Origin of the sequence: Prochlorococcus marinus XMU1406, from assembly GCF_017696055.1 — a bacterium.
Taxonomy (GTDB): Bacteria; Cyanobacteriota; Cyanobacteriia; order PCC-6307; family Cyanobiaceae; genus Prochlorococcus_A; species Prochlorococcus_A marinus_W.
Genome location: NZ_JAAORG010000001.1, coordinates 170,581 through 187,512 on the forward strand (window position 1 = coordinate 170,581; position 16,932 = coordinate 187,512).

19 protein-coding genes are annotated in these 16,932 nt (G+C 28.7%); 10 read left to right on the forward strand and 9 right to left on the reverse strand.

The window, feature by feature from the left end; genetic code table 11:
• Positions 1 to 16 precede the first annotated feature (16 nt).
• Both HA149_RS00925 and HA149_RS00930 read left to right on the forward strand, forming a co-directional pair.
• Complete coding sequence (locus HA149_RS00925; RefSeq protein ID WP_011862217.1) at positions 17 to 1,204, forward strand: NAD(P)H-quinone oxidoreductase subunit H; 1,188 nt, start codon at positions 17 to 19, stop codon at positions 1,202 to 1,204.
• 9 nt (positions 1,205 to 1,213) lie between these two features.
• Complete coding sequence (locus tag HA149_RS00930) at positions 1,214 to 1,666, forward strand: acyl-CoA thioesterase (protein WP_209112198.1); 453 nt, start codon at positions 1,214 to 1,216, stop codon at positions 1,664 to 1,666.
• Between the two features lie 3 nt (positions 1,667 to 1,669).
• Here HA149_RS00930 and HA149_RS00935 read toward each other — a convergent pair whose 3' ends face one another.
• The 3 genes from HA149_RS00935 to menA are packed head-to-tail and all read right to left on the reverse strand — an operon-like array spanning position 1,670 to position 4,748.
• On the reverse strand, positions 1,670 to 2,872 hold the full coding sequence (locus HA149_RS00935) for an AMP-binding protein (RefSeq protein ID WP_245154643.1): 1,203 nt from the start codon (positions 2,870 to 2,872) through the stop codon (positions 1,670 to 1,672).
• Positions 2,869 to 3,834 (reverse strand): o-succinylbenzoate synthase, encoded by a 966-nt coding sequence (locus tag HA149_RS00940; protein WP_209112202.1) that lies wholly within the window; start codon positions 3,832 to 3,834, stop codon positions 2,869 to 2,871. Before HA149_RS00940 ends, HA149_RS00935 begins: the two co-directional genes overlap by 4 nt.
• Positions 3,831 to 4,748: a 2-carboxy-1,4-naphthoquinone phytyltransferase gene (menA, locus tag HA149_RS00945; protein WP_209112204.1), complete on the reverse strand. Its 918-nt coding sequence runs from the start codon at positions 4,746 to 4,748 to the stop codon at positions 3,831 to 3,833. Before menA ends, HA149_RS00940 begins: the two co-directional genes overlap by 4 nt.
• Positions 4,749 to 4,849: 101 nt before the next feature.
• Here menA and HA149_RS00950 point away from each other — a divergent pair, with 101 nt between their 5' ends.
• Positions 4,850 to 6,262: a chorismate-binding protein gene (locus HA149_RS00950; RefSeq protein WP_209112207.1), complete on the forward strand. Its 1,413-nt coding sequence runs from the start codon at positions 4,850 to 4,852 to the stop codon at positions 6,260 to 6,262.
• On the opposite strand, the gene gshB is transcribed toward HA149_RS00950, so the two are convergent.
• Together gshB and grxC are read right to left on the reverse strand one after the other, a co-directional pair.
• The gene (gshB, locus tag HA149_RS00955) at positions 6,246 to 7,178 is read right to left on the reverse strand and encodes a glutathione synthase (protein WP_209112209.1); all 933 of its coding nucleotides are present in this window, start codon (positions 7,176 to 7,178) and stop codon (positions 6,246 to 6,248) included. The two genes, HA149_RS00950 and gshB, sit on opposite strands and share 17 nt — an antisense overlap.
• Before the next feature lie 5 nt (positions 7,179 to 7,183).
• The gene (gene grxC, locus HA149_RS00960) at positions 7,184 to 7,438 is read right to left on the reverse strand and encodes a glutaredoxin 3 (RefSeq protein WP_209112211.1); all 255 of its coding nucleotides are present in this window, start codon (positions 7,436 to 7,438) and stop codon (positions 7,184 to 7,186) included.
• A gap of 76 nt (positions 7,439 to 7,514) precedes the next feature.
• On the opposite strand from grxC, the gene prfB reads away from it, so the two are divergent.
• From prfB to HA149_RS00990, 6 genes are all read left to right on the forward strand, one after another.
• Positions 7,515 to 8,637 (forward strand): peptide chain release factor 2 gene (prfB, locus tag HA149_RS00965; RefSeq protein WP_209112213.1). Its coding sequence is split into 2 segments (ribosomal slippage): positions 7,515 to 7,589 and positions 7,591 to 8,637, totalling 1,122 coding nucleotides; the frame shifts between segments, so codons are not numbered across the junction.
• A gap of 3 nt (positions 8,638 to 8,640) precedes the next feature.
• A complete protein-coding gene (locus tag HA149_RS00970; RefSeq protein ID WP_209112215.1) occupies positions 8,641 to 8,823 on the forward strand; it encodes a DUF3285 domain-containing protein in 183 nt (60 codons plus the stop codon).
• Between the two features lie 6 nt (positions 8,824 to 8,829).
• Positions 8,830 to 9,369, forward strand: a complete 540-nt coding sequence (gene ybeY / locus HA149_RS00975) for an rRNA maturation RNase YbeY (RefSeq protein ID WP_209112217.1) — start codon at positions 8,830 to 8,832, stop codon at positions 9,367 to 9,369.
• A gap of 6 nt (positions 9,370 to 9,375) precedes the next feature.
• Positions 9,376 to 9,795, forward strand: coding sequence for a diacylglycerol kinase family protein (locus HA149_RS00980; protein WP_209112219.1), 420 nt, complete (start codon positions 9,376 to 9,378; stop codon positions 9,793 to 9,795).
• A 2-nt stretch (positions 9,796 to 9,797) separates the two neighbouring features.
• On the forward strand, positions 9,798 to 10,394 hold the full coding sequence (locus HA149_RS00985; protein WP_209112221.1) for an anthranilate synthase component II: 597 nt from the start codon (positions 9,798 to 9,800) through the stop codon (positions 10,392 to 10,394).
• Between the two features lie 20 nt (positions 10,395 to 10,414).
• The gene (locus HA149_RS00990; RefSeq protein WP_209112223.1) at positions 10,415 to 11,140 is read left to right on the forward strand and encodes an MBL fold metallo-hydrolase; all 726 of its coding nucleotides are present in this window, start codon (positions 10,415 to 10,417) and stop codon (positions 11,138 to 11,140) included.
• Here HA149_RS00990 and HA149_RS00995 read toward each other — a convergent pair.
• The 4 genes from HA149_RS00995 to mnmE form a co-directional block, all read right to left on the reverse strand.
• A complete protein-coding gene (locus HA149_RS00995; RefSeq protein ID WP_209112225.1) occupies positions 11,137 to 12,246 on the reverse strand; it encodes a pyridoxal phosphate-dependent aminotransferase in 1,110 nt (369 codons plus the stop codon). The genes HA149_RS00990 and HA149_RS00995 overlap by 4 nt on opposite strands.
• Positions 12,246 to 14,060 (reverse strand): arginine--tRNA ligase, encoded by a 1,815-nt coding sequence (gene argS / locus HA149_RS01000; RefSeq protein ID WP_209112227.1) that lies wholly within the window; start codon positions 14,058 to 14,060, stop codon positions 12,246 to 12,248. Before argS ends, HA149_RS00995 begins: the two co-directional genes overlap by 1 nt.
• Before the next feature lie 27 nt (positions 14,061 to 14,087).
• Positions 14,088 to 14,954, reverse strand: coding sequence for a carboxylating nicotinate-nucleotide diphosphorylase (nadC, locus tag HA149_RS01005; protein ID WP_209112229.1), 867 nt, complete (start codon positions 14,952 to 14,954; stop codon positions 14,088 to 14,090).
• A 78-nt stretch (positions 14,955 to 15,032) separates the two neighbouring features.
• A complete protein-coding gene (gene mnmE, locus HA149_RS01010; RefSeq protein ID WP_209112231.1) occupies positions 15,033 to 16,415 on the reverse strand; it encodes a tRNA uridine-5-carboxymethylaminomethyl(34) synthesis GTPase MnmE in 1,383 nt (460 codons plus the stop codon).
• A 66-nt stretch (positions 16,416 to 16,481) separates the two neighbouring features.
• Between mnmE and HA149_RS01015 the strand changes: the two genes are divergently transcribed.
• Positions 16,482 to 16,925, forward strand: coding sequence for a DUF2062 domain-containing protein (locus tag HA149_RS01015; protein WP_209112233.1), 444 nt, complete (start codon positions 16,482 to 16,484; stop codon positions 16,923 to 16,925).
• The last annotated feature ends 7 nt before the right edge of the window (positions 16,926 to 16,932 follow it).

Here is a 16,932-nt window from a genome sequence, read left to right on the forward strand (position 1 = left end):
AGAAGTTAAATTTCGAATGGCTCAGCTAGAGACTAGAACAGAACCAATGGTGGTCAATTTTGGCCCTCACCATCCCTCAATGCATGGGGTTTTAAGGTTAGTTGTAACTCTTGATGGTGAGAATGTCATTGATTGTGAGCCAGTAATTGGATATTTACATAGAGGAATGGAAAAGATAGCTGAAAATAGGACAAATGTAATGTATGTCCCTTATGTAAGCAGAATGGATTATGCAGCAGGAATGTTTTATGAAGCTATTGTAGTAAATGCTCCTGAAAGATTAGCTAATATTCCAGTTCCCAAAAGAGCTAGTTACATCAGAGTTCTTATGCTCGAACTTAATCGTATTGCTAATCATCTTTTATGGCTTGGTCCCTTTTTAGCAGACGTAGGAGCTCAAACTCCATTTTTCTATATTTTTAGAGAAAGAGAGATGATCTATGATCTCTGGGAAGCTGCTACTGGACAAAGGCTTATAAATAATAATTTCTTCAGGATAGGTGGTGTCGCATGTGATCTCCCATACGGATGGTTAGAAAAATGTATAGACTTTTGCGATTGGTTCGGTCCTAAGATAGATGAATATGAAAAATTAATCACAAATAATCCAATTTTTAGAAAAAGAATTGAAGGTCTAGGAACAATACAAAGAGACCAGGCAATTAATTGGTCTTTGTCTGGGCCAATGCTTAGAGCTTCTGGAGTTTCTTGGGATTTAAGGAAAGTCGATAGTTATGAATGTTATGACGATTTTGATTGGCAGATTGCTTCAGAAAAAGAAGGAGATTGTTATGCGAGATATCGAGTAAGAGTTGAAGAGATGAGACAATCACTAAGTATCATTCGCCAAGCCTGCAAAATGATTCCAGGAGGTCCAACAGAAAATTTAGAAGCTCAAAGAATGTCGACTGAAGATAAGAAAAGTGAAATTTTTGGTATTGACTATCAATACGTAGCTAAGAAGGTTGCTCCAACTTTTAAAATTCCTAATGGAGAATTATATACAAGATTAGAGTCCGGCAAAGGAGAAATAGGTGTATTTATTCAAGGAAATAATGAAGTTACCCCATGGAGATTTAAAATCAGAGCAGCTGATTTAAATAATTTGCAAATATTGCCTCATATTCTTAAAGGTGCCAAAATCGCAGATATTATGGCAATCCTTGGTTCAATAGATGTCATTATGGGATCTGTTGATAGATAATTTCTTTAAATGAAACCCGCTGATTGGTTAATATTGCAGAAGAAGGTAAGATTTGGTGATTGTGATTCTGCAGGTGTAATTCATTTTCATAACTTATTAAAATGGTCGCATGAAGCTTGGGAAGAAAGTATTGAAATTTATGGGATTCCTTCTCAAGATATTTTTCCAGATTTTTCTATACGTAAAAGTCAAATTATTTTTCCAATAGTAAATTGTGAAGCAAACTTTCTTGCGCCTATAAAAATTGGAGATTTCTTAAAAGTAAAAATTGCCCCTCATAAAATTAATACCCATTTGTTCCAAGTAAATAGCTTTTTTATAAAAAATGGAAATAAAGTAGCCGAAGGAAAAATTATACATTGTTCTTTAGATGTTGATTCAAGAAATAAAATAGAACTTCCCGATCAGTTAGAAAGATGGATAGAGGCTTCAAATGTAAGTACAAATTTAAAAGAATGCTAATTATTATTTTTTAAATTTATAGTTTATTTTTTCTGTAATGCTATTTTTGTTTTTAACAATCCACTTTTCAGGCTTTTCATGTTTGGGCCAACTTTGAGAAAATTTTTTTAATAAATTTAAAGAAATTTCAATATTTTTATTATTTGTAAGTTCTCTAAATTCAACAATTACTTTAATTTTATTTCCCCATAATTTGTTAGATACTTTTGAAATATTGAATTTATTAATTGGGATATTTTCTTTCATAATGAAATCATTTAATCTAGATTCAATTACTTCAGGGAAAACGATTTCTCCTCCGGAATTAAAGGCATTATCACTTCTTCCAAAAAAGTTTAAATATAAAGAATTATTGATTTGATTAATTTCACCTAAATCACCTGTTTGCCACCACCCATTTTTATTTTTGAAATTTTCAGTTTTTAAAGAGTTTATTATTTCGATTCCAATTCTGGCTGATTTTATCTCGATTAATCCTTGTGCGTTAATTCTTATTTTTGTATCAGGTAGTATTTCTCCAACATTTTTAAAACCCATTAAGAATTCTTTTGGTTTTAAACTCGTAACCATTGCTGCTGTTTCAGTTGCGCCGTAACAAGGTGCTAATTTTATTTTTTCTTTTATACATTGTTCCGCAGTTTCGTCTGAAATTGAAGCTCCACCTATCCAAATTAGATCAAAAATTTTTAGCCAACTAATTCCATCTTTTTTAGCTAAAAGTCTTTGTAATTGGGTAGGTACTAATGACGTAATCAAGTGTTTTTTGTTTTTTTTAGCTTTAATTGTAAAAAGTAAAAGTTCTCGAGTTTTTTTTATCAAATTCGGAGAAATATTAATATGAGCACATCCCCAAGTTTGACTTCTAAAAATTGGCATTAATCCACTTATATGGTTCAGGGGTAAAGTATTTAAAATTAAGCAGTTTTGCAATTCAAATCCTTGCTCTATTAGCCATTGACCTGATGTAGCCGCAGATAATTTAAGATTTTCTAGATGGTGAAAACATTGTCTCGGTTTTCCAGAACTCCCACTACTGTTTAAGATAATTGCTGGCCCATTTTCATTAATTGAATCTAATACATCTTTGTCTTCATAAAATTTGTTTTTTACATAAATAATTTTATTCTCTCTAATTTTTTCAATAATTTTCTCTACAGATTGAGTTTCGTTATTTTCAACTTCGATAGTATGAATTTTATTTTTCATAGTAGATCCCATATCTTTTTTGCTTCATTTAAAAATAGAAACGAATTAGGGAATTTATTCATTGCTAAACCAGGAACTTTTGGAGTTGGTCCTTGTAATTGTAGAGACGATAAATGATAAAGCCATCTATTCCCTATACCAGTTTCAAATGAGGTACTTATAGATATTAAAGCTTTTTTATTTTCTAATTCTCTTAAAAGCTTAACTGGATTATTTTCTTGAGAAGGTCTTCGAATTTGCCAACCTTTCCACTCATCAATCAAAGTTGGAAATTTTAAAAGTGATTCGTCTAAGGCTATAGGGATTTTTTTGTTAAGTTCTGTCATCCCATCAATATCATCAACACAGAGAGGTTGTTCTAACCAATCTAGATTTTTGTTATTCTTCAAAATATCAGCCCATCTATTAGCTATTTCTCTTCCCCAAGAACCATTAGCATCAATTCTTAACTTAATATTATTATCTATTTGGCTTAAAATTTCTTCTAAATTTGCTTCTTCCTGATGATTATTTTTTAATGCTACTTTCCATTTTATGGTTACTGACTTTCCAATATTAGATTGTATTTTTTTAATTTTATTTAGATCTGAAATTACATTTTCAGGATTTAATAGTATGGCTGTTTTATCAATTTCATCAAAGTAACAGTTTTCTTTAAAAATTATTTTTCCATTTATCTCAGCTAATGCAGAATTTATTGCAGATTGGATGCATGGGTGAAAAATATTGATTTGCTCAGATAAATTAAATACTTCTACATAATCAGGGATCATATCTAGTTGTTTCGCACACTTTTTTAAGTCTTCTTTATAAAGCGGTGAAACTTCTCCAAACCCAATTTTTTTATCATTACTTGTTAATTTAATTATCCATCCCAATTTTTTAAGGTAAGTGGTTTTAGAATTTTTTAGTTTGGTGGATAACTTAAAACTATAAGATTTTTTTTGAAATATTAAGTTCATTTATTAAGCAAGTAATTAAATATTAATCCTGTGATCAAGCCAAATCCATTAAGAGTTTGAAATTTTATTGCGATGAATTTGCAATTTTTAATTGCAAAAGGTTTTTTATATGAAGATTTTAATAAATTTATAAGTCTTATTGCTGGAGGAAAACTAATCAAATAAAGGATACAAAAAACTGGAATAAATCCAGTAACTATAGTGAATAGTTGAAAAATATATATTATAAAAATTATCCATGGCACAAATTGAGAACCTTTTTTTGCCCCTAAGCGAACTAAAGGTGAATTTTTCCCATGCTTTTTATCTTCAGAAATTTGATGAAAATGAGAACAAAATAATACAAGAGTTGTTGCCATGGAAGGTCCTGAACCAAGTAATAAAGAAACTTTCCAGGGAATATCTTCGAAGTAAATATTAGATGAATTTAACGCAATTAAGACTGCAGAGTAAGCAAAAGGTCCAAATGCAAGCCAGCATAATGGTTCTCCTAAACCTTGATAGCCAAATCTAAAAGGAGGTCCTTGATATAAGTATCCTAAGAAGCAGCTAGCTGCTACTAAAATCAAAATGTTTATACTTGTTGATACTGAAATAATTGAAATTATTGATAAACCAACAACTAAAGATGTATATGCAATAAATGAAATTATTTTTTTATTTTTTACAAGATTTACAATTGAATGGAATTTAAATTCATCTATCCCTGTTTCTGCGTCGAATAAATCATTAGTTAGATTTTCCCAAAGTAATATCAAAATTGCAGCTAAAGTAAATGCAATTAAATTATAAATTTTTACCTTTTCATATTGATTGAGTAAATAAGCCCCTGTTATTAAAACAGGAAGTATGGCAACAGAATAAAGAGGCCATTTTATTGCTTGTTTCCATAATTTTTTTTTATCTTCGTCCATTTTTAATTAACACACAAAATAAGATAATTATTAAACGTAGTTTATAAATTGAGTTACATTTTTTACTTTATTGCATGATTTTTAGTTATTTTCAATAAGTAATGAAAAATGATTTAAACTTAACAGATTTTTTAAAAGATTTATTTTCCTCTTTCGATAAGAAAGTGGAAAATTCTGGATTAGTAAGTATTTGTGTTGAGATTCCTTGTATTGATTTATTTCATGTATATGAATTGTTTATAAATAAATATTCGTTTTCTTCATTTTGGGAGGAATCTGATGGCATTTCATATATTGCTTTCGAGAAATGTAAATATGTTACTTTGGATGGTCCAAAAAGATTTGAATTAGCAAAAGAGTTTAATTCTGAGAATTTTAAAAATTTAATTAACTTAACTAATGAATCTCATAATTCTGCACTTTCAAAAATAATTTATTTATTTTCTTTTTCTGAAAATTTGAATAATAAGAATTTATCTTCAGATGTCCCAAGTTTGGAAGCTATCTTACCAAAAATATTAATTATTAAAAGTGATAAGAATTGCTGGTTAAGAATAAATGGTCATGTTGAAGGTAAATCATCATTAAGAACATTAATTGAAGAAATATGGACAATTAGAAATCAAGTTATTAATTCTGGCCCAGAATTAATAAAATTACCTGGCTTAAAAACTAGTTTTGATTTATCTATTATTGATGATTTTTTGCACTCCTTAGAAAATTCTAATACAAATTTGAAAAAAGTAGTAAACAAAGGAATTCAATTAGTAGAGAAAGGTATACTCGAAAAGATAGTTTTAGCAAATAGGATTAAAATAAAACTTAAAAATAAATTAGATTTAGTAGCAATTTTAAAAAGATTAAAAAAGAATCAACCAAATACATGCAGATACGTTTGGAAAAGGAATAGTAAGGATATTTTGTTTGGAGCATCTCCAGAAAAATTATTTTCTTATACTAAACCTAATTTAACTTTGGAGGCTCTTGCTGGGACTATCTCTACTAATTCAAATTTTAAGAAACTCCTAAAAAGTACTAAAGACTTAAAAGAACATAATTATGTAATACAATATTTGATTAAATGTTTAGAAGTTTCAAAAATAACAAACTTTAAAAAAAGTGATATCAAGGTAAATTCATTTGGAGATATTTCACATTTGCAGACACTCATTTTCTCTAAAGTTGAAAATATATGTCCTTTTGAATTGCTTAAAAATTTGCATCCATCTCCTGCTGTTTGTGGATACCCAAAAAATGCAGCATTAGATTGGATAAACACTCTTGAGTCTTTTCCTAGAGGAAATTATGCTTCTCCAATGGGTTGGGTTGATGCATCTGGAAATGCTTCATTTCTTTTAGCAATAAGAGGTGCAAGATATATTGAAGAAAATATTGAATTTACTGCAGGTTCAGGCATAGTTTCAGGTTCTGTTATAGATAAAGAAATAGATGAGATTAAATTAAAATTTGAATCAATAGTAAAACAAATATGTTTCGCTAAAAATCCGAGATAATTTCTACTAATTTTTCAATAACTTCCTCTGAAACATTCTTATTGGATAAATTTTCTATTTCTCTTAAACCTGTTGGACTGGTTACATTAATCTCGCTAAGCATTCCATTTATAACATCAATACCAACAAAAAATAAACCTTCATCTTTGAAGTGCTGAGATAACTCTGAGCAGATACTTTTTTCTTTTTCTGTAAGTAATGTAGGTTCGGCCTTCCCGCCCATTGCCAAATTACTCCTAAAATCACCTCCTTGAGGAATTCTATTTATAGATCCAATTGCTTCACCATTTACGATAATTATTCTTTTATCACCCTCTATAACTTCAGGAATAAATTTTTGCATCATAACGGGTAATTCTTCTTGAGAAGTAATTAATTCAATGATTGATTTAATACCTGGAGATTTTTTATTTATCCTTATAACTCCTTGACCACCTTTCCCTCCAAGTGGTTTTATGACTACTTCATTATTTATATTTGCAAAATTAATAAGATCTTTTACCTTACTCGCAACTATTGTAGGGGCCATTAAGTGGCTGTATCTCAAAGCACCTAGTTTTTCATTCCATGCTCTTAACGATGAAGGTTTGTTAATTACTTTTACTCCTTTTCTTTCGGCAACTTCTAAAAGATGGGTTGCATATAAATAAGCCTCATTTACAGGGGGATCTTTTCTCATCCAAATGCAATTAAATTCGGCTAGAGGAATGCAATTATTCTCTTTGAAAGAAATCCAAGGATTTACTTCAACTTTTACGGAAGACGCCCATACTTCATCACCTCTAGCTTCAAGGTCTTGAGGAGTACAACTCCAGATTTCAATATTTTTTTTGGATGATGCTTGCATTAAAGCAGCAGATGAATCTTTTGAGGGATTTATATTTTTTATTGGATCTATGACGAATAGAAATTTCATAAGATCTAGTTTAATAATGCGTCTAATTTATTTTCATTTTCTAATGTGTAGAGATCATCGCATCCTCCGATACCCGCATTATCTATAAATATTTGTGGTAATGTTCTTCTACCATCTGCTCTTTCAGTCATCAATGCTCTGGCATCTTCATCGCCATCAATTTTATATTCTGTAAAATTTATATTTTTTTTCTTGAGTAGAGATTTTGCTCGAATACAGAATGGACAATATTGCCAAGTATAAATTTCAACATTAGACATTTTTTTAAAATAATACTTAGTTTATACTATTAAATAAAAGTGCTTGTTAGATTATAAATAACGAATAAATTCTATTTTGATAGATATTACGGATTTCAAAAAAGATCTTTCGGAACTAACAGAGCGCCTGGGTAATGCTCAGGATTGTCTTTGACGTTCCAAGATTAAAAGCGAAAAGGAGAGAGTTAGAGCAAATTTCTGCTCAGCCTGAATTTTGGGAGAATCAAGAAGAAGCTAAAAAACAAATGTTAATCCTTGATGATGTTAAGGCACAACTCGCATTGTTGGATAAATGGAAAACTTTTATTTCTGATGCTAATGCTTCTCTTGAGCTTTATTCTTTAGAACCAGAGGAGGAAATGATTTTGGAATCCAAGCAGGGCCTAAAGAAATTAAGAGAGAATCTAGATAAATGGGAATTTGAAAGATTGTTATGTGGTGAATACGATAAGGAAGGAGCAGTAGTTTCTATTAATGCAGGTGCTGGTGGAACAGATGCACAGGATTGGGTAGAGATCTTATTGAGAATGTATTCAAGATGGGCTGATAATAATCAAATGAGTTTTATCATCAATGAATTATCTCAAGGAGAAGAAGCAGGTATTAAAAGTGTAACTTTTGAAATTGATGGAAAATATGCATACGGATATTTACAACATGAAAAAGGAACTCATAGATTAGTAAGAATTTCTCCTTTCAATGCTAATGGTAAAAGACAAACCAGCTTTGCTGGGGTAGAGGTAATGCCAAAATTAGATGAAAATATTTCACTTGATATACCTGAAAAAGATTTAGAAATTACAACAAGTAGATCCGGAGGGGCTGGAGGACAAAATGTTAATAAAGTAGAAACAGCAGTAAGAATTGTTCATTTGCCTTCAGGGATTTCAGTAAGATGTACCCAAGAAAGATCTCAATTACAAAATAAAGAAAAAGCTATGTTACTTCTTAAGTCTAAACTACTAGTGATTGCTAAAGAACAACGAGCTGCAGAAGTCGCTGATATTAAAGGTGATATTGTGGAAGCTGCATGGGGCAATCAAATAAGAAATTATGTTTTCCATCCCTATCAAATGGTAAAAGATCTCAGGACTATGCAGGAGACTAACGACTTAGATAGTGTTTTAGATGGTGGGCTTGAACCATTTATTCATGAATTATTACGTATGAATATTTCTTCTAATGAATCTATTGAATAACTAATGAAAAATAAAAACGAAAATATAGAAAAAAAAGTTGCTCCTCCAAGCTTTATAAAGCTTGCTATGCGAAATATGGTAAGGAAGGGTTCAAAAAGTATTTCTCATTTTTCAATAACCTTTCTAGTTTTAATTGGGATATTAATACTTATAGCCACAATAGGTAAGCCCAATATTCCTGTATAAGAATGTATGACAGAAAAAATTATTTCTGAAATAAATTTAGACTTGGTTTTTAAATGTAATCAATTTTCCCAATTTTCAAATAAGTTAAAAGATTCTAAAAATAAGCTTATTTTTGAATCTATTTTTTGGGAGAAAGTTTTTTTATCTTGGATAAAAATAATATTAAAAAAAGACGATTATAAATTGTTAAATTTAATTTTTGAAAAAAAATCTTTTTCATTAGGCTTACAGATAATATCTAATCAAGAAATTGCTTTTATGAACCAGAAGTGGATGCAAAAAAATGGACCAACTGATGTTCTATCTTTTCCAATCATTTCTGATCAATCTCTAAATAATTTAGATCATTTAGAGTTGGGAGATATATTTATATCATTAGAGACTGCAATTGAGCAATCTTATGAATACAAACATTCAATCTATAGAGAAATGCTCTGGTTGGCTAGTCATGGATTTTTACATCTTTTGGGATGGGAACATAATAATGATTTTGATTTAGAAAATATGTTAAATTTTCAGGAATATTTAATTAAAAAATTAGATTAAAAATATATGGAAAAAAAAATAAACTCTTTAAAAAATAGAATAGAATCATACAAAACTTCTAGTAATCTATTAAAAAGTTTTAAGTATGCTTTTAGTGGAATTAGTTACGTATTAAAAACTTCAAGAAATTTTAAAATTCAATTAATTTTTGCAGTTACAAGTTTAATGATTGGTTTTTTACTGCAAATTAGTCAAAGAAATTATGTAATTTTGATTGCCACAATTATGTCTGTTTTAATATTAGAAATTTTAAACACATCTATTGAATCAATAGTTGATTTAGTAGTGAAAAAAGAATTTAGTAATTTGGCTAAAATTTCAAAAGATACTTCTGCAGGAGCAGTCTTATTAGCTTCCATTAATTCTGTTATTATTGCTGTATATATCTTTGTTCCTAAAATAAAGTTGTTATTTGAATCCATATAAATATGTTTCTTGTTATTGATAATTACGATAGTTTTACATATAACCTTGTTCAATATTTAGGAGAACTTTCTGTTGAGCATGAAATAACTAGAGAATTAATAGTTAAAAGAAATGATGAAATTACTTTAGAAGAAATTATCAAACTAAATCCTAGTGGCATCCTATTATCTCCAGGTCCTGGCAATCCAGATCAATCTGGAATTTGTCTGCCAATACTAAAAAAATTATCTAAAAATATTCCTACATTAGGAGTTTGTTTAGGGCATCAAGCTTTGGCCCAAGCTTTTGGAGGTAAGGTTGTAGTTGGGAAAGAACTTATGCATGGTAAAACATCCAAAATATTTCATAATCAAAAAGGTTTGTTTAAAGATATCGAGACTCCATTTGTGGCGACTAGATATCATAGTCTTATAGTTGATTCAAGTTCATTACCATCTTGTTTCGATATAACTGCGACTTTAGAAGACTCAACTATTATGGCTATTTCTCACAAAGAATATAAACATTTAAATGGTGTACAGTTTCATCCTGAAAGTGTATTGACACAATTTGGTCATAAATTAATTAGTAATTTTCTAAAAATGGCTGAACAAAAGTAAAATACAAAAAAATTAATATTATGATTTCTAAAATTAAAAACATTTTCTTTTTTATATTATTTATCTCTCTCTTACCTACCCCATTATTGGCTAGGAATTTATTAATAAAAAGTCTGGGACATAGTAGTTTTTTAATTAATAGTACAGAAAAATCGATTCTTATAAATCCCTTTAAAGCAATAGGTTGTGCAAGCAATTTAAAGGAGCCAAAAGAAGTCAATGCCGATTTTATTTTGGCTAGTTCTAGGCTTCCAGATGAAGGATATAACCCTAATGATCAATTAATGTTTGTTGAACCCGGAATCTATCAATTTGAGGATATTTTATTGAATGGAATTTCCGTCCCACATGACAGAGTGGATGGAAGAAGATTTGGTATGGCAACTGTTTGGAGTTGGGAGCAGAATGATCTTAAAATTGTTCATATGGGAGGCGCTGCTGGTGATATTGATATTAATAGTCAAATTATTTTGTCTCGCCCAGATATCTTATTTATTTCAATTGGAGGAGGAATAAAATCTTATGATGGGCAAGAGGCTTCAAGAATAGTTAAGCTTCTAAAACCTAAGGTAGTTATTCCTGTTCACTTTGCTCGTGGCAAAAAAATTAATAAAGAATGTGATTTCTCAAATGCTGATTTATTTATCGAAAATATGAAAGATTTTAAAGTAAAATATGTTGGAAAAGATTTTAAAATAAAACCTAAAAGAATCGATCAAAATACAATTTATATTTTTGGTAATTAATTTATTAAATCTAAAACCTTGTAATTGTCCCAGAAAAAAATCATTTGTTCTTTAGTTCCAATACTAACCCTTATTGACTTATCAATATCTTTTTTATTTTCCATACTTCTGATAAGAATTCCTTTTTCTCTCATTTGTTGTATTAAAATTTTAGGATCTTTTTTTGGCCAAATTAAGAAATAATTACCACCACTAAAGTGAGTTCTGATTTTTGTTGATTTAAATTTATTTAAAATCCATTCCCTTGCTTTTTTTACTTCTAAAACATAATTATCAATATATGATTTGTCTTTAAGTGCTGCTAATGCTGCCGTTATAGCAAAGCTATTTACATCATATGGTCCCGTAACTTTATTAATGTAATTAATTAAATTTTTATTGCCAAAAGTAAAACCTATTCTTAAACCAGCTAAACCAGCTGTTTTTGAGAGGGATTGGATTATAAGTATATTGTTATTCTTTTCAAAATCTATCGATTCAAGAAGACTATCTCCATTAAATTTTTCATATAGTTCATCAACAATTATCAATGAATCGTTTTTGATATTTGCTAAGTTAATTATCTCTTGAGCACTTAAAACTGTTCCTGTTGGATTATTTGGATTACAAATAAATATTAACTTTGGACTATACTTTATGATTTTTTCATTAAATTCTTCGATGGGGAATAGAAAATTTTCTCCAATGTAAGAACAAGTTATTTTCTTCATTCCTCGCATTTCTGAACAAGGAGAATAGTAACCAAAAGTTGGATTCGTCGTTAGAAATATTTGATCTTTTTCTCCAAAGCAATTGAAAATTGCATTTATTGCTGCGTCTGCTCCATTGAAAATTCCTATTTCATCATTATCAAATTTTCTTGAATCAAGATATTTATCACATAAAAATTTTTTTAATAAATTATATTCTGGATAAATTGAAATCTCATCCAATTTTATCCCTTGTAATGCCTCGAAAACAATAGGACTTGGACCTAGAGTATTTTCATTAAAGTCTAAGCGGAGTAAATTTCTTCTATTTTCTAAAGGTGCAGAGTAAGACTGCATATTTATTATTTCTTCTCTTGGTTTTGGGAAAAGATTATTTAATTGATCAAAATCATTCATTACATTCTTTCTAAAGTTTCAATTCCTAGAAGCTCTAAGCTTAATTTTAGTGTTTTTGCAGTTAGATCACATAAATTAAGTCTAGAAATTTTTATATATTTTTCTTCTTTGAGTATTGGAACTTGATCATAGAATCTATTAAAAGTTTGACATAGCTCAAACAGATAATTGCATAATCTATTTGGCATTAAGTCTTTTTCAATAGATATTATGACTTCATCGAATTTAAGTAATTTTCTTATAAGTTTCCACTCAGATTTATGTTCATAATTTATATATTGAAAATCTTTAGAGTCATAAGCAAAATCATTTTTTCTTTTAATTCCTGCAATTCTTACAAGTGTATATAACAAATAAGGCGCCGTATTACCATTCAGGGAAAGCATTTTATCAAAACTAAATTGATAATTAGTAATCCTATTTTGGCTTAAATCTGCATATTTAACAGCTCCTAATCCAATGATTCTTGAAGTATTTTCAATAAAATCTTCTGTCTCATAACGATTTTCATCTTCTAATCTTTTCAATAAATCTTCTTTTGCTCTTCTAACGGCTTCTTTTAATAAATCTTTTAAACGTATTGTTTTACCTTCCCTTGTCTTTAGTTTTTTGCCATCAATTCCTTGAACTAATCCAAAAGGAACATGGTCTACTTGACAATTGTCTGGGATCCATTTTGCTTTTTTTGCAACTTGAAAAACTCCAGCAAAATGATTTGCTTGTCCATGATCAGTTACATAAATAATTCTTGAAGCATCATCCCCATTAGGAGGTTTATTGAATCTATATCTTATAGCAGCAAGATCTGTGGTGGCATAGTTAAAACCCCCATCTTTTTTTTGAATAATTAGCGGTAAAGGTTTGCCTTCTTTATTAGTCATCCCATCTAAAAATACACATTTTGCTCCTTGATCTTCTACTAATATTTTTTTTAAATTTAAATCGTCAATAACTGATTTTAAGAAGGGATTATAAAAAGATTCACCTCTTTCTTCTATTTTTATTTTTAAATTTTTATATATTTCATCAAATTCTTTTCTAGATTGATCACATAATAATTTCCAAGCTTTAATCGATTTAATATCTCCACTTTGTAACTTTACTACTTCCTCTCTAGATCTTTTTTGGAATTCTGATTCATTATCAAATCTTTTTTTTGATTCTTTATAAAATTCAACTAAATCACTTATCTTGATTTTCCCTATCTCTTCTAAATCATTTGAATATAAATCTTTGAGCTGATTAATAAGCATTCCAAATTGCGTTCCCCAATCGCCAACATGATTTAGTCTTAATACTTGATAACCTCTTAACTCGAAAATTCTGGATATTGAATCGCCTATTATTGTTGATCTTAAATGTCCTACATGCATTTCTTTAGCAATATTAGGACTAGAAAAATCTACAATGACTTTATTTGATAAGCCACTATTTAAATCTTTTTTAATTTGAGGTATTCCAGCCCTTTGGGATTGAATATTTGATTTAATTTCATTTATGAGAACTTCATCTTTTAATTTTATATTTATAAATCCAGGTCCAGCTATTTCTAGACTCTTACATAATTTTGATATGCTTTTATTTTTATTTAAAAGGTTAATTAAATCATTAGAAATCTCTCTTGGATTCTTTTTATATATTTTAGATAAACTTAAACAAACATTACATTGATAATCACCAAATTCCTCTTTTGACGATTGTGTAATTAAATTTTTTCTAAGGATTTCGAACTCTCTTTCTTTATCATTTTTTTTAAGACTATCTAAAAGAGATTGTTCAAAGTTATTTGTTAATTCTTTAAAAATGATTAGCATTATTTATTCAATTATTTTTCTATATGATTAATTAATATAACGCATACTTAAATCAATCCAATCACTTTTGGTAATTGAAGAACTTGTTGAAATCAAATCAATACCTTTTATTAGATATTTACTAATTTCTTCAGGGTTAATTCCAGAAATTTCTATTATCAAATTTTTATTGACTTCTTTTTTTAAGCTATTAATTGATAAATCTCTTAATTCTTGAACGTTTTTTTTGATTGTTTCAGGACTAAGTTCATCTAATAAGACACTATCTGCTCCCGCTAATACTGCTTCTTTTGCCTGTTCGATATTCTCAGCTTCAATAATGATATGAGTTGTAAAAGGCGAATTTAGGCGAATTTTTTGTACTGCATTCTTAAGATTATCTGTCCATGCAATATGATTTTCTTTTATCATAGCCGCATCGTATAATCCCATTCTATGATTCACTCCACCTCCGCATTTGAATGCATATTTTTCAAATATTCTTAAGCCAGGAGTCGTTTTTCTAGTATCTGCTAATTTTATATTTGTGCCTTCTAACTTATCTACAAGATTCTTTGTATGTGTTGATATTCCAGATAAATGCATTGCTATATTTAAGCTGATCCTTTCACTAGCGAGTAAACTTTTTGAAGGTCCATATATTTCTAAGAGTTTTTGATCTTTAATAAATTTATCTCCATCCGAGATATTAAATTTTGGACTGATTTTTAAATCAATTTTTTTAAAAATTTCTTTTATAATATCAACCCCACAAAATATACCCTCCTCTTTTGCAATCCAATATGCATTGCCATTCTCTTCTGTAATAGAGGAACTTGTTAGATCTCCCCTACCTATATCTTCATCGATCCAATTTTCAATGATCTTACTTATTTTTGGAGTATTCAGATCCACTAAACTAAAAAATAATTGATAAAAATTCAACTGAAGTTAGAGAATTAACTATAAATCACTATGTAATTTAACTCAAATTTATTTACCAATACAAAACTTAGAAAAAATATTATCTAGCAGCTCCTCTGTTAATTCTTGACCAGTTATTTTAGATAAGTTTTGAATACCATCTCTAAGTTCTATTGATAATAAATCAAATGGCAATCTATTTTTAACTATTGTATCAGTATCATTTAAATTAGATAGGCAAGCAGACAAATTCGTTAGATGTCTTTCGTTTAAAAATATATTGATATTTTCTAATTGTTTTAATCCACATTTTTTTTTGATTGTGTTGATTAATAATCTTTCACCATCGTTATTCTTAATGCTCATAAGAATTGTGTTTTTCAACTCATTTGAATTAATATTTTTAGATTCAATTAAATCTTTTTTATTACCCAAAATAGTAATTAATTTTTCTTTGGGTATTTTTTTTATTATTTTTTTGTCTTCTTCATTAAATCCTTCTTCAAGACTATAAATATAAATTATAAAATCTGACTCTTTAATTTTCCCAAAACTTTTTTTAATTCCAATACTTTCAATTTGTTCATGAGTTTCTCTTATGCCAGCAGTATCAATTATTTTCATTGGAATGTCATTAATAGTTAAATTAACTTCAATAACATCTCGTGTCGTTCCAGGAATATTAGTTACAATTGCTTTCTCTTTTTTTGCTAGCAAATTTAGCAAAGAACTTTTACCAACATTTGTTTTACCTATAAGCGCAATGGATATACCATTATGAATATATGAATTTCTTTGTGAATTTTCTATAAGTAACTCTATTTTTTCTTTCACTTTTTTAATGTTTTTTAGAAATTTGGTATAATCAAAATCTGTAAAGTTTTCTTCAAAATCAACTCTCGCTTCTATTTCGCAAAGTTGATTTATAAGGTCATTTTTAATATCATTAATTTTTTTCTTTATTTTCCCTTGAACTCCACTAAAAGCTAACTCTGCTGATCTGGTATTGCTTGCATTAATTAATTGATTAATCGATTCGGCTTGAGTAAGGTCTATTTTCCCATTAAGAAAAGCTCTTTGACTAAATTCTCCTGGGTTTGCAAGTCTAACTCTAGAATTACTAGATAATAATCTCTTTAGAACTTTATTTACTAGGATAATTCCTCCATGGCAATGAAGTTCAACAACATCCTCTCCTGTGAAGCTATTTGGTGATTTCATCACTAATATTAAAACTTCATCTATAAATTTATTTTGTTTATTTTCCTTAATAAAACCATGAAAAACTCTATGTGATTCCCATGCATATTTAGATTTAGTTTGAACAATCTTTTTGCAAGAATTTATTGAGTCTTTCCCTGATACTCTTATTATCGCAACTCCTCCTTTTCCTATACTTATAGCTGAAGCAATTGCCGCTATCGTATCTTCTGTAGTAACTATCGAATCCATCTCTCGCTTTGTTATGGATAATTAAGTAAGATTATCAAGAATTTAATTTTGAAATTTTCTTTCTGAATGAGATTTAAAAGAGCTATTACCTATAAGAAAATTCTATCATTATTTAGGAATCAAAATGGAAGTCCTTTATTTAATGCTAAAGGTTTAGCTATAGGGGTATTTAGTGGCTGCTTTCCTTTTTTTGGGTTTCAGACTTTAATAGGGATATTTTTTGCAAAAATAGCTAAGGGAAATATTGTTCTAGCTGCAATTGGTACCTGGATTAGCAACCCTTTTACTTATATTCCACTTTATTATTTTAACTATAAAGTTGGTTCGATTTTTTTAAATAATTCTTCTAATACAATTCTTGAAAAAAATTTAGTTATTGATGACTTATGGAAACAAGGTAAAATTTTTTCCCTAAAATTACTTTTAGGTTCATCTTGTGTAGGTATTTTATTAGCTTTGATTTGCGGCAGTATTGTTTTCTTTATCTACAAGATAAAAAGTAAAAGATAGATTGATC